Here is a 20,391-nt window from a genome sequence, read left to right as displayed (position 1 = left end):
TTAGATTAAAAGTTCATTTTTTCGTCATTTTTTGAAACTGAATTAACATAAAAAATACCGAGAGTCAGCTAGACTCCCGGTATTCTTCAATTATTTTGCTATGTGCTTTCTAACAGCCGGCATAATTTCAGTTGCAATTAATTCGATGTTTTTCTCAATCTTATCAAATGGTACGCCGCCAAAATCAATCTGTGCCATAAAACGTTGCTGCCCAAATAATTCATATTGGTAAAGCATTTTTTCAATAATTTGTTGCGGGCTACCAATCATTAACGCGTCACGATAATCTACTGCATTAGTAAATTGTTGTTTTGGATACCCACCACCACGTAGTGCAAGCATACCAGCATGGATATGAGGATAATATTCACTAAGTGCATCTTGTGAATTTTCTGCTGTATAAAATAAACTTGTTGTAGCAATCGGTAATGTTGCTGGGTCAAAACCACTTTGTTCAGCAGCTTCACGATATGCATCCACCGAAACTTTAAAATTAATAGCTGGGCCACCAAGTGTCGTAAGCATCATTGGTACACCTGCGTGTCCTGCTTTAATTGCACTAGCAGGTGGCCCTCCAACAGCACGCCAAATTGGCATATTGTTATTTTTAGCTCTCGGTATAATTGTCGCATGTTCAAGCGGCGTTCTAAACTGCCCTTTCCATGTTACACTTTCTTCTTTATTTATTTTTAATAAAAGATCCATCTTCTCTTCAAATAGTTCTTCATAATAATTTACATCGTAACCCAGTAAACTATATCCCCCAATACGAGATCCACGACCAGCAACGATTTCCGCACGACCATTAGAAATTAAATCGATTGTAGCAAAATCCTCATATACACGAACCGAATCTGATGTGCTTAATACTGTTGCAGAACTCGCGATTTTAATGTTTTTCGTAGCTTGTGCAATAGCTCCTAAAATAACTGTATGAGCTTGCGTTGTAAAATGCGCTTGATGACTTTCACCGACAGCAAACACATCAAGTCCAGCTTCATCTGCTAACTTAGCTGTTTCAATTAGTTCATGAATTCTTTTTTCTGCACTTATTTTCGAACCATTATGCGGATTTAAAATGTGATCTCCAATTGAATATAATCCAAATTCAATTCCTTTACTTGTATCAATACGGTATTTTTCCATAGTTGTCCTCTCCCTTTTAATCAAGTTGAATTAATTTCTCCTCAATCTCTTTTCTTCTCTCTTCTAAAAATGGTGGTAAATCTAGCTCTTTTCCTAATTCAGAAACTGCTGAATCTACAGTAAATCCTGGTCCATCCGTCGCAATCTCAAATAAAATTCCATTTGACTCACGGAAATATAAACTTTTAAAATAAAAGCGATCAATAATCCCTGTTGATTGGAACCCTTTATCTTTCACAGCTTCATTCCAGTAACTCAGTTCTTCATCATTTTTTACACGAATAGCTAAATGATGAATACTTCCTTTACCAGGTCTTTCACTCTCTCCCTCTTGCTGTTTCACCAAAATTTCTCCAAAAGATTGACCAGCAATAGATTGATAAATCCCCTCATCGTCCGAACGAGATACTTCTTTGTAACCAAACAAACCTGTTAATGTTTTTGATAATTTATTTAAACTGCGCACTGTCATTTCAACTGTTCCCATACCTAAAATACGATGATTCTGCTCTACAGAAGAGTCATCCCATGCAGTCCAATATTCAGGCACCTCTTCACCGTTATTATTTAGTAGCACTAACCGTAGGCCATCTGGATCTTCAAAGTGCAGTGCGTCTCGGCTGGCGTAAGTTGTAATTTCTCCATGCGCCACTTGAAACGACTCAAAACGTTTCTTCCAAAATGTAAGGCTTTCTATTGAAGGTACGAGCAAACCTATTTGCGTTATTGCATTTGTGCCACGGATTGTTCTTCCTACATTCGGCATTTCAAAAAATGATAATTCAGTTCCGGCACTCCCTGTTAAATCGCCATAAAACAAATGATACATAAATGGATTATCTTGATTGACTGTCTTTTTCACTCGGCGTAATCCTAAAACATCTCGATAAAAATTATTATTCGTTTTCGCATTTTTAGTCACCATAGAAATGTGGTGATGTCCTGGAATTGTATACATAAAACTTCCTCCTCTTTATCACTTGATTAGTCAATTGATTGAGTAAAAAAAATTACTCATTCGGTAATTCTTTTTTTTCACTATGCTTATGAACTTTTGTCATCAACTCGTATAGTATTTTCTGCTCTTCTTCATTTAATACATCATCAAAAAATGATGATTGAAATGCAAGTTGCTCTGGCAATGCTCTTTCTAAAGCCCCTTCCCCTTGCTCTGTAAGACTAATTGTTTTCGTTTTCCAATCTTGTTTTCGTATAATATATCCTTCTTTTTCAAGACGTGTTAACATTCGAGAAATACCGCCTTGTGTAACGATAACCTTTTCTGCTAACTCCATTTGTGTTAATGGCTGATAAGTCCGTATTTGCAAAAGCACATCAAATTGAGCTGTCGTTAAATCAAAACGTTTTAAAAACTCATTTGACATTTGATTACTTTGGTTTGTAAATCGTATTAGGCGTAACCATATTAACGACCCTATCGTATTTTCACGCATGTTTCATCACTTCCTAGCGTTGATCTCACTATCACTTTACCACTCAAGTGATAAAAAAGCAAGTAAAGAGTAAATACATATTTAATCCCAAAAATCTTAACCAGCTATTTTTCCAATTAGAAATAATAAATTAGCATCAATTGAACTATTTAATTAACGCAATAGACTTTTATACAAAATAACAATCTCACGAATTCCATACACCCAAGTTCTTTTCTAGAAATGGCAAACCCTCCTTTAGATAAGTTAAAGGAGGGACTTCATATTATATAGCTTCACCTAAAACCTTTTTATCTTATATAGAGCTATTCCTTATTACCAAAACCTTATTCCAAAGAGTTTAAACGTTCTGTTCCACCCCTGTACTCTTCTCCTTCTTACTTCTTTTAAAATTCTTCAACTTCTTAACCGTTCCAACTAATCCTTTTGGAAAAACCAATAACACGATAATGTATAATAAACCTAGAATAATCGTCCACCTTTCAAAAATCGGATACTCTGTAGCTAGTTCTGATAAATAATATTTCAGTGATTCAATAATCCCCGCTCCAGCAATAGCTCCGATTAACGTTCCAACTCCCCCAATCATTGTCATCAATAATGCATTTAACGTCATTTCAATTGAAAATACAGTTGTATTAACAAAGCGTAATGTGATGACAAATAAACCACCGCTAATCGCTGCAACTACTCCTGCAACAACACTAGCAATAATTTTATAATGAAGAACTTTATAGCCAAGTGCTTCAACTCGTTGTTCATTTTGTGAAATCGCCTTTAACACTTTCCCAATTGAAGATTTTGTGAAAAGGCGTAACAAAATGAAAATACTGATTAGACATATAAATGTTATATAATAAAATGTAAAACGATCACGGAATATATCTGGTACACGAAATGTAAATCCATCTCCTCCATGAGTCAGTGAACGCCATTTTTCAGCAAGTACAAAAAACAGCTGGGAAATAGCGAGCGTTAACATTGCATAAAAATGACTTTTCAGCCGTAAAGAAAGCAAACCGATTATATAACTAACGATGGCTGATACAATAATTGCGGCTGCTATTCCTATAAAAAAGTTTGTGATAGACACCCCTTGTCGATCAAATAAAAGTGCTACCCCATACGCCCCTATACCAAAGAACATACAATGACCGAATGAAACAATACCTGTATATCCAAGGAGAACATCAAAACTCATAGCGAAAATAGCAAAGATGAAGATTTGAGTGAACAAAATTAACAAGCTCCGTGAATCATTTACGAATGGAAATACACTTAAACAAATGAGCATAAATACTCCGAAGTATACTTTAATTCGATTCGATGTGCTGTTCACCATTTCACCCCTTTTCACCAACAAGTCCCGTTGGCTTCACTATTAAGAAAAATAGTAACATTAACATATTAATTGCAAGTGATAAATCCGGTATAAAATATGCTGTAAAAGCACCAGCTAATCCAACAATTAAAGAAGCGATTGCTGAACCTTGTACGCTTCCTAATCCTCCAATTATCACTACTATAAAAGCTAAAATCGCATACTGCATACCCATCTCGGCGAAAATAACACCTGAATACGGTGCTAATAAGAAGCCTCCCAAAGCCGCCATCCCTGCTCCTAATAAAAAGACGAAAGAAAATATCGCTTTTACATTAATACCGAGCGCTTGAACCATCTCTTTATCCATTACACCTGCGCGAATCATAAGACCTATCTTTGTTTTTTTGAGCAATAATAGTAAGGCAATGTAAATGATGATCCCAATTAAAATAACGAATAGACGATATTTAATTAATATAACGCCTTCAAATGTATAACTACCTTGTAACCATAACGGTAATTTAGCACCAATTGGATTTGGCCCCCAAAATACTTTAATACATTCACTAAGTACAAGCATTCCTCCAAGCGTCACAAGAAGCTGGCGAACATGATTTCCATATACCGGTCTAATAAGGAATCTTTCTAAAATGAATCCAAGAAACATCCCCATAGCAATTGCTCCAATTAAAGCGAGTAAATAGCTTCCAGTTGTATTAAATATCCATACACCTGTAAAAGCTCCCCATGCAAATAACCCACCATGTGCGAAGTTTAGAACGCTCATTAAACCGAAAATAAGTGAAAGACCTGACGCTAATAAAAAAATGAGCATCCCTGTTGAAATCCCATTTACAAATAAATTGATTAACACATCCATCCTTCTCACCCCGGATTCATGTTAAGAGATTCCTAAATATTTGTGACACATTTCCTTATCCTCTTTTAATTCATGCATAAAACCGTTATGAACAATTCTTCCGTTATCCATAATATAAAAGTAATCACCAATTTGACTAGCCATCATAAAGTTTTGTTCAACGAGTAAAACTGTTGTTTTCTCTTTCATTTTCAAAATGGCTATCATTAATTTTTCTATCATAATGGGCGACAAGCCTTTACTCGGCTCATCAATAAGTAATAAACCATCACTATTAATAAATGCTCTTGAAATTGCTAGCATTTGCTTTTGCCCTCCGCTTAAGAGTCCGCTTTTTTTGTGCCAAAATTGCTTTAAATCTGGAAATAATTCAAGCATCCAGTCTATTTTTTCTTCCGCTTCTTCTCCCTTCCCCCTAGCAAGAGCGAATGTTTCTTCTACTGTCAGGTCGTGAAAAATACCTTGATTTTCTGGTACATACCCTATTCCTTTCCTTGAAATTAAATGTGTAGATAATCCATTTACTTGTGTACTATCATAATAAATTTCACCATGTGCGATATGGTGAAATCCCATAACCGAACGTAATGTCGTAGTCTTCCCTGCCCCATTTCTTCCAAACAGTACAGTAATCGTTCCTTTCTCAACAGTAAGAGATACCCCTTGTAAAATATGAAACTGATCTAAATACGTCTCTATATTATTCACTTGTAATAGTGCCACTATATAATCCCCCTAAATAAGCACTTTGTACACGCTCATCTTTCATCATTTCTTCGGGCAAACCTTCAGCCAATAACTCTCCATGGAATAAAACGATAAGATGGTCTGACAAGCCTAGTACCATATCCATTTTGTGTTCAATAAGTACAATTGTACTCTCTGGATGTTTCTTAATATTTTCAATCACTTGTAAAATAGCCGGTACCTCCTCAACTGATATACCTGCCGTCGGCTCATCAAGTAGTAACACATCCGTTTTTAAAGCTAATAACATCGCAAGCTCTAACTTTCGTTTTTCCCCATGCGCTAGATCTTTCGCTAATACATGTTCTTTCTCGTGAAGTAATACTGTTTTTAAGAAACGTCTCGCCTCTCCAACTTGTTGCTTAAATTTTGCCGAACTCGGAAAAAAACTATAGTAATCTTGCACAAATGATTGAACACTTAAACGAACATTTTCAAGTACCGTTAACTCTGGGAATATATTTGTAAGTTGAAAAGAACGACCAATTCCTAATCGAGTACGATCCGAAATTGATAAATTTGTAATCTCTTGTCCTTTAAAATATACTTCACCCTTTGTTGGAGAAATTTGTCCACTTAGTAAATTGAATAGCGTTGTCTTTCCTGCACCATTTGGTCCAATAATTGAAATGAGCTTTCCTTTTTGTACTGTTAAATTCACATCCTTAATAACATGATGCTCGCCAAAAGATACGCAAAGATTTTTCGTTTCTAGCAAATGTGTCACGAAATCCCTCCCTTTAAAGCTTTAAGTATGAAAGAAATACGTATAAAGAGGGTGTACTCCCTCTTTATACAAAAACAACAGAAAATTCAGTCTATTTATTTTGAACTTGGGGTTCTGTCTCTTTCATCGTTAATTCTCGCTCTAATACTGGCACCGGATAATCAACACCATCTTGCTTTTTCAATGTGATAGAATAAAGTGTCTGCATCGCTTGATGATCCTTCTCTCTAAATTTCATCTTTCCTTTCGGTGTATCAAATTCCATTCCTTCCATTTTCTTAATCAATGTATCTACATCTGTATCACCTTTTGTTTTCTTTAAAGCTTCTACAATTGAAATTGCCGCTGACATTCCTCCTGCTGTAAATAAATCTGGCACCGCACCATTAAATCTTTTTTTATGTTCTTCAACTAACCAATCATTCACCTTATTTTTCGGAAGTGTGTGATAATAAACAGAAAAACCTTGCATTCCTACTAACGCATCCATCGTTTTTAATGCCGGTATATCTGGTGCACCGGTAGAAATTTTAATACCCTGCGCTTCCACATTCATATCTTTTAACTGTTTCCAAGGTGAATTCGCACCTGCCCAAACGATAAATAAATAATCTGGTTTTGAGCTAATAATATTTTGAATATTTGCAGTGAAGTCAGTCGAATTTGTATCAGCATATTGCTCGTTTACAATATTCGCACCTAATTTCTTCGCTCCAGCTTTAAATGCCGCAATTCCCTCACGGCCGTAAGCATTATCTTGTGCTAACGTTGCTATTTTTACATCTTTTTTAGCAATTGCCGCAGCACCAGCGACTGCATCTTGAGATGAATTTCTACCTGTTCTAAAAATATATTTATTCCAGTTCTTCCCGGTAATACTATCAGCTACTGCTGGTTCTACAACCATTATTTTTTCATATTCCTCTGCAAGTGGTAAAACCGCTAATGTATCACTTGAACTAGACGATCCGACTAAAAAATCGACTTTCTCTTCTTCTAATAACTTCGTAGCTTTTTTAACCGCTACATCAGCTTTCGTTTCCGTATCTTCTACAACAAACTTAATCTTCTTCCCTTCCACTTTCCCAGTTCCACCAGTTGCATAGTCTAACCCTAATTCAAATCCGTTCACTGTTTGTTTTCCATATGATTCTAATGGACCTGTTAATGAAGCAAGAACCCCTACCTTAATCGTCTTTTCATCCTCTGTACTTGTTTTCTTTCCTGAACAAGCTACCGTTATTAATAACGAACCTAAAACACAACCAGCAGCCACCATTTTTAGCCATTTACGTTTTTTCATCGACATTGTGATCCTCCCCATACTTTACTTTCTGATAGAGTCAAACACGCCAAAGTTACCCATCCGTAATTATGACTTTTCCTTTGAATAATATAAACGAGATTGTTAGTATACATGTATCTTCTCCGATTTCCATTAAACACCTTTACAATTTCATATAAATATTTTATTCCTACCTATACCGCATTCCCAAACTATTAAACTTCTATCCTTTCTAACAAGCATTTTGAGTCTCCAATATTAATTAGCTTTCTTAAAAAATTGAATTCTTTGGAGTAAACCATCTGTAATAATGATATTCCCTTGACTATCCACATCTATTCCTTGTGGTGAGAAAAACTGCCCTGACATACCATTAAAACTTCCAAAAGACTCTAAAAAATCCCCATTTTCATTGTAAATATTCACACGATTATTAGAAGTATCTGTGACATATACCGTATTATTTATATCGATTTCAATTCCTATTGGCAAAAAAAGATCTCCTGGACCCTCTCTCCAATTTTCTAGTGGATCTAAGTTTCCAGCTCCATGATTTGTACCCCATTTTGTAAGAAAATTACCCTCATTATCAAATTTTTGAACCCTATTATTAATCCGATCAACAACATAAACATTATCTTTTGAATCAATTGCTAATTGCATAGGTTGAAAAAACTCTCCCTCTCTACTTCCTTTTCTCCCCCATTCTTTCATATATACAAAGAATGGATTAAATTTTTGAATACGATGATTTTCTGAATCAGCTATAAATATGTTTCCTTTACTATCAATAGCTATTCCAGATGGAAATTGAAAAAAAACTGGTAATACTCCAAATGAACCATATGAAGCAAGCGCTATCCCTGAATTGGTGAATTTTTGGATACGATGATTTACAGAATCAGATACATACACATTATTGTAACGATCCGTTGCAATCTGTCTTGGAACAAAAAACTGTCCTGGAAGACTTCCGAACCCAAGTGGCCCACCAGTACCAAATAAACTTCCCCACTTAGCAACAATCTTCCCAGATATATCATATTTCAAAATTCGATGATTAAAAGAATCAGATACAAAAACATTTCCATTCGTGTCTCTTTCGACATCATAAGGTCCTGCATATTGTGTATTTCCATTCCTTTCATTACCTATGGTTTTCTTCATTACCGCTGTTAGGCCTACCTCATTATATAAAAGTACACGATTATTTCCCGTATCTGTTATATAGATATTCCCTTTACCATCCGGAAAAACTTGATTAGGATAAACAAACTGAAAAAAGTTACCTACTGTATATAAAAATTGATCTTTATTTGTAAATTTCATTATCCGATTGTTATATGTATCTGCTACATATAGCGATCCAGATGTTGAGTCAAAATTTATTCCTCTTGGATGGTAGAATTGATATGGGCCTAAACCTGCAATTCCTGTTCCGATTACTCGCTGAAACTCCCCTTTTTTATCAAACACTTGAATACGATTGTTATATGTGTCTGCAATATAGACCTCGTCTTGTTTATTTATCGCAATTCCTTGTGGTAAAGCCATTTCTCCATTCGCCTTTCCATAACTCCCTATTGTTTGAATATACTGCCCATCCGGGCTATATTTTTGAATACGATGATTGTATTCATCCGTAATATAGTAATTGTTATCGCTATCTACTGCAATTTCCCTAGGAAACGAGAACTGCTCACTTCCTTTACCTTTTGTGCCCCAACTTTTAATAAATTGAAACTCCTCATTAAATTTTTGAATACGATAATTCGCTGTATCCGCAACTAAAATATTACCTTCTTTATCAACAGCAATACCAAATGGCATATTAAACTGTCCCGGACCTTCACCTAAAGTTCCTATAGCATCAACAACTTCTCCATTCTTATCTATTTTCAAAATCCTATTATTCCCCATATCAACAACATACAAAAATCCTTTTGCATCCCTTGCCATCGCCACTGGTGTCCTTAGTAACTTAGAAGTATCTAGCTCACTCCCCCATGATTTCACATATTTTACAGCAGAGGCACTTCCTACAGAAGCAAACATCCCTAGACTCACAATAACAATGAAAAAACAACATATAATTTTTTTGATAAAATCCATGCTTACTACCATCTAATCACAGTAGCTGCCCAAGTATACCCAGTACCTGCACTAACCACTACTGCAATATCTCCAGGCTGTAATTTCCCTTGCTCATTTGCAAAATGAAGACCTATACATGGGTCAAGCGCTGACATATGTCCATAATGATCTAAATATACAACTTGCTCTTCTACTAAGCCCAGCCCCTGTAACAATTCTATTAGCATAGAGCGTTTTGTATGCAGTGGTAACAATACTTTAATATCTTTAGGAGTAAATCCACTTTTTCTTAACGCCTCCCGAATAACCTTATCAAAATTAGGGGTTGAAATTGGATCTAAACGTTCTTTCATACTAATAGGATCTATTACATCAATATAATGTTGTCGATTCTCAACTGTATCATAGCTCGCAACCTGCTTCGATCCACCAGCTGGAATACGAACATCGTCATGAAATGAACCATCCGTTATAATCGCACTGCCTAATATTTCACCGTTGCTAGCTCCCTTTTTTACTAAAGCTGCACTTCCGCCATCAGCAAAATTAAACATAAAACGTGAGCGTGGATTATCATAATCTACAATTTGAGATTCTTTACATCCACCTACTAATAATATATTTTCAATTGATTTATCAGAGTAGAGCATATCCTTTGCAACTTTGAGAGCGATTGGAAAGCAAGAACTAACATTCATAATTTCAAAAGCATAAGCATTTTTCAATCCAAGTTCATGCTGAATTTTTGGGGCACTAGACCATACGTGGTAATCTTTATGTGGACTGCCAAAATAAATGACTACATCAATAGATTGAGGATCTACTTGTAATAATATTGGCTTTGCAGCAGCAATAGCTAAATCTGATGCATGCATCGTTTCGTCTGCGACATGTTTTTCATATAACCCAAACTTTTCTATAATAATATTCTCAGGAATACCTGTTTTTTTAGATAAATCTGCGGCCGTTTCTACGTCTTTTGGGAAGAAAACACCAGTTGCTTCAATCCCAATTCTCATTAGACAATTCCTCCTTTTTTTGGCACCATCATAGTCGCTACACCCGTTAACACTAAATCTCCTTTTTGGTTATGACACTCAGTTAACAATTTCAAAACTCTCTTTTCTATCATAAATTCTTGTACTGTTGCCGTAGCTGTAATCGTATCTCCTATAAAAACTGGCGCTGTAAATTTAATAGTTTGTTCCATATAAACGGAACCCTTTCCTGGTAAATGAACACCTAACAATTGTGATAATAAACTAGACGTTAATAAACCATGTGCGATTCTTTGATTAAATCTAGTTTGTTTTGCATACTCATGATCAATATGAATTGGATTAAAATCCCCGCTCAAACCCGCAAATAATAAAAAATCCGTTTCTGTTATTGTTTTACTACATGATGCCTGTTGACCGGAACTATACATAATCATCCCTTCACCTACTTTTCAGTTGATTTGCTAACTGTGCTTTTTGAATTTTACCAGTTGCATTTTTAGGCAATTCCTCTAGAAACACAATTTCTTTTGGAACTTTATATTTGGCTAGAAATAAACGACAATGATCAATGACTTCCTTTTCAGTTAATACACTGCAACTCTTTTTCACAATAAAGGCGATTGGAATCTCTCCCCACTTTACATGTTGTGTACCAATTACTGCTACCTCACATACTTCTGATAGTTTATTAATAACTTGCTCTACTTCAAGGGGATAAATATTTTCACCACCGGAAATTATCATTTCTTTTTTTCTACCGACAATGTATACAAAACCATCTTCATCAACTTTAGCTAAATCTCCCGTATATAACCAACCATCTTGAATCGTTTCTTCTGTTGCATCTGGCCGATTCCAATACCCTTTCATTACATTTGGTCCTCTTATTAGTAACTCTCCAACTTCACCAATCTCAACTTTATTTTTGTTTTCATCAATAAGTACATAATCACAAAACAGAACAGGTTTTCCAATTGAGCCTACTTTACGTCTTGCATCTTCTTCTGAAAGCATAAATACGGTTGGTGATGTTTCAGTCATACCAAAGCCTTGACCAAATAAAAATCCTCTATCTATAAATTCTCTCATCAACTCTTCTGGACATGGTGCACCACCGTTATAAAACCAGCGAACTGATTGTAAATTTGTAGTTTCAAACTTTGCGCAATTAATTAATGCTTGGTGAATTGTAGGTACTCCCATTACAACAGTCACTTTATATTTTTCTATCATAGAAAGAGCTATGGTTGGCTCAAATTTTCTCGGAACAATGATTATTCCACCTGCAAATAAAGTTGGAAATGCGAATAAACCAATCCCACCAATATGAAATAAAGGCAATAACACAATGGAGCGGTCATGAACAGTTAGGTCAATCGCAAATGTATTATTAAGCGCATTCCAAAACATATTCTCTTGTGTAAGTACAGCTCCTTTCGGTTGTCCTGTTGTCCCCGAGGTATAACATATAATAAAGGATGCGCTTTCATTTATCTCTTCAAAGTTGTCAATTTTTCTATCTTCTATTTCTTTTAAACTTTTAATCGAAATAACTCTTTGTACATATGTTACATTCTGCATTAACAGTGCCATATTTTGAAATGTTTCCTCTACAAATAAAACTGTAGCTCCACTATCTTTTAACTGAAATATAAGTTCATTTTCTGTTAACCGTATATTCAGTGGAACAGCAATACATTCTACCTTTGCTATAGCAAATAAAAGTACAATATATTCCAAGCTATTTTGTGATAAAATAGCTATCCTCTCTCCTTTTTGCACATTTAAGTCGTAAATTAAATATGCTGCTACTTTACTTACATACTCATGTAACTGTTTATATGTCATTTCCTCCTCTTCTGTAATAATGGCAATGCGATCTGGATGTAAATAGGCCCGTTTTTCAATCCAATAAGCAATGCCTTGCATATTTTCCCCACTCCCTTATCTCTTTCTCAATCCTTCAAATATTAATGACATCGCTGCTTCAAATACATCTTCCGGAACATCTTTCTCTTCCCAATAGCCCCATCGCATTCCTAAAAATTGACCAATTGACATAAGACAATACGCAATTGTTTCTTTATCAAGTTGTTTAAATTCTCCCGCTTCCATGCCAACCGATAAACTTTTTAAAAATCCATTTGCGAGCTTTGCATAATACCATCTATATAAATTATCATCAACAACTACCGCCTGTTGTACAATGTTATATAGATTAGGACGATCTTTCACCCATCGAAAAAAGGCCTGAAAACCTCTTCTTTGTGCCTCTTCATAACTTGATATCCCCTTCATTTCTTCTTTAATAATTAAGCGTAACTCACGGTTCAATCTGCGAATCAATTCATCAAATATATCTTTTTTAGATGGAAAGTAATTATAGAAAGTTCCGTGCGCTACCGTTGCTTCTTGTGTAATATTCACGATAGAAGCTTCGTAATATCCTTTATTACCAAATACCTCTTCTGCAGCACACAATAATTTCTCTCTCGTTTCTAACCCTTTTGTTGTTAGGTTTTTTACATCCATTATTATTTTTTCTGACACCTGAATCACCTCTTAGATTTGATTATAAATATATTTATGAATTTTTCAATTATTTTCATTAGACAAAATCCGCAAGCGTTTTTCTACATACAAAAAAGGACTAACTTATTTTGAAGTTAGTCCTTTAATCTTAATTAGAATTAAGTTCTACTTTCTCTAACCCCTCAACCAATTGCTTCTTATCTAATCCTTCCCCTATTACTACCAAGTTTGTCGGGAAACCAAAATCCTGCTCCAGTAAAGTTGGTACGCCAAACGAATATTGGAATAGATGAGGGTATTTATCTCCATGGAATTTCACAAAACCTTTCACTCGATAAATACTATCTGGTAAATTCGAAAGCCATTCATATAATTTGTCTTGATCAATTGATTTCGTAAATTGATACGTCATTGTTTGTATATGTAAATGCTGTTTAACATGAAGTGTCTCGTGTTCTCCATCACTCATAAATTCAGCTTCTTCTATATCCTTTAAAGATATATTACAATACTTTGTTTCATACAACTTCGCATGATTATTTATTGCTTTTACATCTTCGAATACTTTACTTTTATCTTCCTCTGTTAATAAATCTGATTTATTAATGAGAATATGACTTCCATATTTCATTTGCTCATGTAATAGCTGTTGTACATTTGCACTTAATATACTTCGGTTTAACCATCTTACTGCATCTAATACGACTACTATAGATTTCACTTCAAGGAAAGGAGCTAAAATTGGTGATACACATGCATCTAACACTTCAATTGGATGTGCGACGCCTGTTGTTTCTATATAAATTACATCCGGTCTTTCTTGTTGATATAGTGAATGCAATTGTATTTCAAGCTCTTCTTTTAACGTACAACAAATACATCCTTTCAGAAGTTCCTTTAACACATTCTCTTTTCCAATAATATCTGTATCTACCGAGTATTCACCGATTTCATTCATCAAAACTGCAACTTTTCGATTTTTCTTCTTTTCTGCTAATAATAAATTTTGCAGCAATGTTGATTTTCCGCTACCTAAAAAACCACCTAATATATGAATTTCTACTTTACTCATTTGACCGACCATCCATTTCTCTACTTCAAATTTCTTCAAAGCGTAATTATTACGATTTATATTTATCATTTTATTAAAAGAATACCTATTTGTAAACAAAACTGCTAGATTATCGTTTCATTTTCCATTCACTTCATGAGCAACTCTAATTCCAGACTCGATTGCTCCCTGCATCCATCCATGTGTTAATGTCGTATGTTCTCCTGCAAAGTGCACTCTACCCGCTGGCGGCGTAATATATGGAAACAATTCAAGCTCTTGCCCTGGTTCAAAAGCTGTAAATGCTCCGCAAGAATACGGATTTTGACTCCAGCTAAAAGATTTTCCCGCAACATACTCACTATAAACCACATTCCCATAAATTTGCGCTAAATTTTTCAACGCATAACGAATACGTCCTCTATTCGGGAGACTATCCCATGTTAATGCCTCATCTGCCCACGTATAGCTTACTATAACGATAGATGCCCCTGGTGACTGAATGCCATAGCTCGGATAATATGTAAAGCGGATAGGTAAATCTGTAATTGACTTACCACCATATTGTCCTGCTCTTTCCCAAAATCTATTTTTAAACTCTATCGCAATTTTAGTTGAAGCAATATAATTCAATTCACGAATTGCCCGTCTTTTATAATAAGAGAATAAATGATACGGCTGGACTTCTACAAATCGCAAAGCTGAAAATGGAATTGTGACAATAGCGATGTCACCAGTTACTATACATGAATTTAACGTTTGTTCATGTGTTACTTGCATCATTACTTTATTATCTTCCTGTATAATTTTTTCTACTTTATACGGCATAAAAATATTATCCTTTAGCTCTGGTAAAAATGAATTTGGTAATACGTCCATCCCGCCTGTTATCTCATAATATTTCGTCGTTGAAGTGAAAAAGATCATTTCGCGTAATACTTCAATTAAAGACATTCCCATGTATGCTTCCATATCAAGAAGTACTCCGATCATATCTATTGCCCCATCTGAATAATACTCGGTTAAAAACGAACCGAGCGAATATGTTTTATACTTTTTCTCAACAATAATCCAGTTTTTATTAGGATCTTTCTTAATATAATTAAGTATCGGTTCCAATACCCCTAACATTAATCCTTCTGCCGTTTTCCCCCTTTCTTTATCTAAAACTGGATATCCAAGTACACTTGGGTCCTTTTCAAACACATCCAATCTCGTTCTTTTGTTATTCGTATAAATTATATCTGAAGAAGTTTTATTAATAAAAAGGTTTAACGGTAGTTTAAATTTACGAATGTAGGCTAAAGTTAAATCATGAGTATCCGGAATACGCATAGGGCCTGCGTTAAAATATAACCCTGCGCTAAATGGTTCACGAATCGTATACACCCTGCCACCTATTCTATTATTCGCTTCTATAATCGTTACCTCGTGTCCAGACTCTTTTAATAAAGATGCTGCAACTAATCCAGACATCCCTGCACCGGCAATTGTAATCCGTTTGGGGTTATTTGTTTTGGCAAGCCCTTCATGAATAATTTGAAGCATTTCTTCCATCGATAATGGATTCCCCATGCCAATTCCCCTTTTATGAAGGATTTTACTGAATTATATTCTTTTAACAGGATTCCTATGTTTCATTCAAGCAATTGAGCGGATACATTTTCAATTACTTGAATATCTTTTATAAAATGTAATAAAATAGATATGAAACTTTAGAAGTAAGACGTATTATCTTACATAATAAAATTAATGAAATTGCGAGGAATTTTGAAATGAAAAAAGGTATTAACCGTGTTGTATTAGTAGGAACAGGAGCAGTTGGGTGTAGTTATGCTTACTGCATGATTAACCAAGCTGTAGCTGAAGAATTTGTTTTAGTGGATGTAAATGAAGCCAAAGCTGAAGGAGAAGCAATGGATTTAAGCCATGCGGTTCCTTTCGCACCAGCTCCAACAAAGGTTTGGAAAGGTAGTTATGAAGATTGTAAAGACGCAGATCTTGTTGTAATTACTGCTGGGTTACCACAAAAACCAGGTGAAACACGCTTAGACTTAGTTGAGAAAAACGCTAAAATTTTCAAGCAAATTGTTCGTAGCATTATGGATAGCGGATTTGATGGCATCTTCTTAATCGCAACTAACCCTGTAGATATTTTAACTTACGTAACTTGGAAAGAGTCTGGATTGCCAAAAGAACGCGTAATTGGTTCTGGTACAACTCTTGACTCAGCTCGTTTCCGTTATATGTTAGGTGAGTACTTCGATATTGGGCCTCATAACATTCACGCTTATATTATCGGAGAGCACGGTGATACAGAACTTCCTGTTTGGAGCCATGTATCAATTGGCATTCAAAAACTAGAAACGCTTCTTGAAAAAGACAACACATATAACCAAAAAGATTTAGATGATATTTTCATAAACGTGCGTGATGCAGCTTACCACATTATTGAACGAAAAGGTGCTACATACTACGGCATCGGCATGTCACTGCTGCGTGTTACGAAAGCAATCTTAAACAATGAAAACAGCGTATTAACTGTATCAGCATACCTTGAAGGTCAATACGGCCAACAAGATGTTTATATTGGCGTACCTGCTGTCTTAAACCGCGGAGGCGTTCGTGAAATTTTAGAAGTTGAATTAAGTGAAGAAGAAGAATTAAAATTCGATCACTCTGTTCAAGTATTGAAAGAAACAATGGCTCCTGTTCTTTAATCATATATTTTAATCAAAAAAGCAATCCAATTTATATTGGATTGCTTTTTTATATTTTTACAGTTCCCCCTCAATTTAAACGGTAATATTATCTATAATAAAGTGAAACTTTAATCAGCCCTCACCAATCGGGCGTTTACGGACAGTTTATCTCCCACCTAACTTCTTTGCTCCACCCGAATTTTGAGGTGGGAGTTTTACTGCCCGTTAATGCGGGATAGAAAGGAGTGATTTTATGAATGATTCTTGGACAATTGTCATCCTCTTACTAGCTGTATCCGCATTAATACTTTTTCTCTTTTTAATCATCCGAACATTATTTCCAGCCAAAAAATATGATAAGAATCTCGGATTGATTCTTATCATTTTAAGCTTATTAGCAATACCAATCAGTATCTTCCTTATAGGAGGATGGGCAGGTATGGGGTTCGGCATAATCGCGGTGTTTATTTTTACTGCTGTTATTATAGCTTTAATTGCAAATAAATTTATAAAACTACCTCCTCCAAAGAAAAAATAAGAAATAACCGATGTTTTCTCCAAAAGACAACATCGGTTATTTCTATCACTTATTACTTTTAATCGATTTATCATTATTTACGTCAAGTACATCTAATAAAAAGATAAAGATCGGTATCCCGATAATAAGCCCCCATATTCCGAGGAAATGCTCTGAAAAGATGAGAATCATAAATGTATAAAAGACAGGCAAATTCGTTTTTGCAGACATAAATTTTGGATTTAAAAAATAACTTTCAAGAGCATGGATTATTGTAATGAATACTAGTATGTATACAACATACATAACTCCACCGACGTTATAGGCAATGATACAAAGTGGAAACAGGGAAATAATAACACCAGCAACTGGAATCAAACCGAGTAGAAAGACCATGACAGCTAATACAAGGAGCTGTGGAAATCCTAAAATGACCAGTGCGATTACAGTGAGCACACAATTGACCACCGCAATTAAAAACTGTGCTTCAATCACCTTTCCAAACGATCTTGCAAATCTTTCGCCGAAATATGCAATCTCCTCATAAAAAATCTTTAATTTACTATCTTTAAATTTAGACGTGAACGAAATAATACGCTCTTTTTCTAATAAGAAAAATAAGCTTAGAATAAGAGACAATAGTATTTGCAAACTTACCTTTCCTATGTTTGCTATTGATTGATAAATGACATCCACACCTTGTTCAATATATTTTGATACTTCCATTTCATTAATTGCTGAAAGTACATATCTAATCATCTCATTATCAGGTGGATGTTGAAAAAACAATTTAAATTGATAAATCAATTGTGAAATTTGTATCGTTAGTACCGGTAAATACTTATACAATGTTGTGACAATAAAGGTCACTAATATTATATATAAACAAGCAATTACTACCTTCCTATTTACTTTCAACTTCTTTGAAATAAAACGTTGAAATCGATCCATTAAAAATGTCAGTATAAACGTAATCAAAATTAAATTGATCATACTTTTTAATCCATATAATACAAGCACTAATATTATTAAAACGAGAAACCGTTGAAACCCTCTACTTCGAAAAAAATTTTTCACTTCATTCATTAAGATTTAACCTCCCCCTTCAATGGATGGAAATTGGATATATTGCAACACACACTTATTCATTGTAATACTATTACATTTTATGAGCTTCTATAGACAATCTTTCTTACTAATTGGGAAGAATCCTTTTTTTCTTTTTTATTGTCGGATTTTTTATCTAATACTTTTCTAAAAACTACTTTTTCAACTCTATATTTTAGGAGATCGTCTATTTTTAGATTGCTGTTCATACGCATATCCAATATTAAAAAGTTCTTTTTCACCAAACTGTTTCCCAACAAACACTACGCCTACCGGCTGACCATCAGAATCATACCCTGCCGGCACTGCTAATTCTGGATAACCAGCCACAGCTGATAGAAGAACTTCATCGTTATTAATCATCACAAGAGCATCCAAACCTTTTTCTACTAAATACCTATCTAGCTCTTTTCTTGCATTTTCTTGGCTCGTTTGAACTACTTTTTCAAACTCATCTTTCGTTATAGCAGATTTTTCAGACCCCTCAATTAATGTTTGTCCATATTTCATTCGTCTTTTACTATCTTTTTTATTAAACGCTATAATCTCTTCTAACGATTTTACAGGCACATTTTTTTGCTTCGAAAGATAGTCGTTAACATTATGCTTGAACTCATATTCTAATGTTTGCAGATTATCTACACCCTCGCTGTTTAACTGAATATCATCAGTCAATATCGCACCTGCATCTTGAATGTCTTTTCTAATCTTTTCCGCTACTGCTTTTCTATTTTCATCTTGTTGATCTACAGAAAAAAGAATCCCTATCTTTTTCCCTTTTAATCCATCTATCGATAAATCATTCGTATAATTTATTCTATCTCTATCTTTCATTTTTTCTGTCATAGCATCTTTTTCATCATAACTTACCATTGTATTAAATAACGTTGCCGCGTCTTTTACCGTTCTTGCCATAGGCCCTGCAGTATCAAGCGTTTCAGCTAACGGAATAATTCCAGTTCTACTAATCATACCTAAAGATGGACGTAATCCAACTACTGATTGCTGAGATGCTGGTGCTACAATTGATCCAGTCGTTTCTGTGCCAATCGCAAGCGGTGCAAAATCTGCTGCAACTACTGTAGCAGATCCAGAACTTGATCCCGATGTATCAAACGTAATCGGACCGTATGGATTTAAATTTTGTCCTTTTTTCCCGCTATACCCACTTGGCATTGTAAAGGATAAATAATTTGCCCATTCAGACATATTCGCTTTTCCTAAAACAAAAGCACCTTCTTCTTTCAACTTCTTCACGATCGTCGCATCTTCATCTGCAATCCAATCTTTTAATACATAAGTTCCTGCGCTTGTCGGCATCACTTTTTCCGTTTGTATATTATCTTTTACAATGACAGGAATGCCATATAAGTTCGATTTCTTATTTAACGCTCTCTCTTTATCTAGCTTTCGTGCTACTTCCATCGCATCAGGATTAATCTCTGCAACAGCATTTAATGATATTCCACTTTGGTCGTGTTCTTGTATTCTAAAAAGATAAATACTCGTCAATTCTTCATATGACAATTTTCCATCATCGACCATTTTTTGAAGCTCATCCACAGTCGCATTTACAACTTCTTTTTCTTTTATCTTTATATTATCTATGTCGATCCCTTTAAGCTGATTATGTATCGGTTTTAACACTCTGCCTTTATCATATACAATACGTTCAGGTTCCTTCGGAAAATAATTTTTATACACGTAATATCCTCCGGCACATGCCACTAGGACCATACCTCCAGCGATAGACAACGTTATTTTCACCCATTTTTTCATGTTGTTTCCTCCACTCTAAAAGTTGCTCATTTATATAAAAAAGAG

General features: G+C 34.9%; 19 protein-coding genes. 2 read left to right on the top strand and 17 right to left on the bottom strand.

Annotated elements, in window-relative coordinates; translation table 11 throughout:
- Positions 1-90: 90 nt before the first annotated feature.
- From BAU23_RS06915 to BAU23_RS06845, 15 genes are all read right to left on the bottom strand, one after another.
- Positions 91-1,146: an LLM class flavin-dependent oxidoreductase gene (locus tag BAU23_RS06915; RefSeq protein WP_071733879.1), complete on the bottom strand. Its 1,056-nt coding sequence runs from the start codon at positions 1,144-1,146 to the stop codon at positions 91-93.
- A 16-nt stretch (positions 1,147-1,162) separates the two neighbouring features.
- On the bottom strand, positions 1,163-2,104 hold the full coding sequence (locus BAU23_RS06910) for a ring-cleaving dioxygenase (protein WP_071733877.1): 942 nt from the start codon (positions 2,102-2,104) through the stop codon (positions 1,163-1,165).
- 52 nt (positions 2,105-2,156) lie between these two features.
- A complete protein-coding gene (locus BAU23_RS06905; RefSeq protein ID WP_071733875.1) occupies positions 2,157-2,600 on the bottom strand; it encodes a MarR family winged helix-turn-helix transcriptional regulator in 444 nt (147 codons plus the stop codon).
- 340 nt (positions 2,601-2,940) lie between these two features.
- Positions 2,941-3,894, bottom strand: coding sequence for a branched-chain amino acid ABC transporter permease (locus BAU23_RS06900; protein ID WP_002126891.1), 954 nt, complete (start codon positions 3,892-3,894; stop codon positions 2,941-2,943).
- A gap of 49 nt (positions 3,895-3,943) precedes the next feature.
- Positions 3,944-4,804: a branched-chain amino acid ABC transporter permease gene (locus BAU23_RS06895; RefSeq protein WP_000382784.1), complete on the bottom strand. Its 861-nt coding sequence runs from the start codon at positions 4,802-4,804 to the stop codon at positions 3,944-3,946.
- Positions 4,805-4,825: 21 nt separating this feature from the next.
- On the bottom strand, positions 4,826-5,527 hold the full coding sequence (locus BAU23_RS06890) for a branched-chain amino acid ABC transporter ATP-binding protein (protein WP_001196706.1): 702 nt from the start codon (positions 5,525-5,527) through the stop codon (positions 4,826-4,828).
- Positions 5,505-6,278 carry an ABC transporter ATP-binding protein gene (locus tag BAU23_RS06885; RefSeq protein WP_000149306.1) on the bottom strand — a complete coding sequence of 258 codons (774 nt, stop codon included), beginning with the start codon at positions 6,276-6,278 and terminating at the stop codon, positions 5,505-5,507. Before BAU23_RS06885 ends, BAU23_RS06890 begins: the two co-directional genes overlap by 23 nt.
- A 91-nt stretch (positions 6,279-6,369) precedes the next feature.
- Positions 6,370-7,587 (bottom strand): substrate-binding domain-containing protein, encoded by a 1,218-nt coding sequence (locus BAU23_RS06880; RefSeq protein WP_071733873.1) that lies wholly within the window; start codon positions 7,585-7,587, stop codon positions 6,370-6,372.
- 234 nt (positions 7,588-7,821) lie between these two features.
- Positions 7,822-9,618 (bottom strand): 6-bladed beta-propeller, encoded by a 1,797-nt coding sequence (locus BAU23_RS06875; RefSeq protein ID WP_071734031.1) that lies wholly within the window; start codon positions 9,616-9,618, stop codon positions 7,822-7,824.
- 62 nt (positions 9,619-9,680) lie between these two features.
- Positions 9,681-10,676 (bottom strand): 3-oxoacyl-ACP synthase, encoded by a 996-nt coding sequence (locus tag BAU23_RS06870; protein WP_001219349.1) that lies wholly within the window; start codon positions 10,674-10,676, stop codon positions 9,681-9,683.
- Entirely contained in the window at positions 10,676-11,092 is a 417-nt protein-coding gene (locus tag BAU23_RS06865; protein WP_071733871.1) for a MaoC family dehydratase, read from the bottom strand. The genes BAU23_RS06870 and BAU23_RS06865 overlap by 1 nt, the downstream gene beginning before the upstream one ends.
- 4 nt (positions 11,093-11,096) lie before the next feature.
- Positions 11,097-12,587, bottom strand: a complete 1,491-nt coding sequence (locus BAU23_RS06860) for an o-succinylbenzoate--CoA ligase (RefSeq protein WP_001161505.1) — start codon at positions 12,585-12,587, stop codon at positions 11,097-11,099.
- A 15-nt stretch (positions 12,588-12,602) separates the two neighbouring features.
- The gene (locus BAU23_RS06855) at positions 12,603-13,208 is read right to left on the bottom strand and encodes a TetR/AcrR family transcriptional regulator (protein WP_116733279.1); all 606 of its coding nucleotides are present in this window, start codon (positions 13,206-13,208) and stop codon (positions 12,603-12,605) included.
- Positions 13,209-13,338: 130 nt separating this feature from the next.
- On the bottom strand, positions 13,339-14,262 hold the full coding sequence (locus BAU23_RS06850; protein WP_033656729.1) for a CobW family GTP-binding protein: 924 nt from the start codon (positions 14,260-14,262) through the stop codon (positions 13,339-13,341).
- 117 nt (positions 14,263-14,379) lie between these two features.
- Complete coding sequence (locus BAU23_RS06845) at positions 14,380-15,816, bottom strand: flavin monoamine oxidase family protein (RefSeq protein WP_071733869.1); 1,437 nt, start codon at positions 15,814-15,816, stop codon at positions 14,380-14,382.
- Between the two features lie 200 nt (positions 15,817-16,016).
- Between BAU23_RS06845 and BAU23_RS06840 the strand changes: the two genes are divergently transcribed.
- Both BAU23_RS06840 and BAU23_RS06835 read left to right on the top strand, forming a co-directional pair.
- Complete coding sequence (locus BAU23_RS06840; protein ID WP_000715316.1) at positions 16,017-16,961, top strand: L-lactate dehydrogenase; 945 nt, start codon at positions 16,017-16,019, stop codon at positions 16,959-16,961.
- A 235-nt stretch (positions 16,962-17,196) separates the two neighbouring features.
- The gene (locus tag BAU23_RS06835) at positions 17,197-17,481 is read left to right on the top strand and encodes a YesK family protein (protein ID WP_071733868.1); all 285 of its coding nucleotides are present in this window, start codon (positions 17,197-17,199) and stop codon (positions 17,479-17,481) included.
- A 45-nt stretch (positions 17,482-17,526) separates the two neighbouring features.
- Here the strand turns inward: BAU23_RS06835 and BAU23_RS06830 are convergent, their stop codons facing one another.
- The gene (locus tag BAU23_RS06830; protein WP_001006580.1) at positions 17,527-18,546 is read right to left on the bottom strand and encodes an AI-2E family transporter; all 1,020 of its coding nucleotides are present in this window, start codon (positions 18,544-18,546) and stop codon (positions 17,527-17,529) included.
- 189 nt (positions 18,547-18,735) lie between these two features.
- Entirely contained in the window at positions 18,736-20,346 is a 1,611-nt protein-coding gene (locus tag BAU23_RS06825; RefSeq protein WP_071733866.1) for an amidase family protein, read from the bottom strand.
- Positions 20,347-20,391: the final 45 nt, after the last annotated feature.

Source organism: Bacillus nitratireducens (assembly GCF_001884135.1).
GTDB classification, from domain to species: Bacteria; Bacillota; Bacilli; order Bacillales; family Bacillaceae_G; genus Bacillus_A; species Bacillus_A nitratireducens.
Note: the sequence above shows the minus strand (reverse complement) of the source record. Positions and strands in the feature narration are given on the sequence as shown.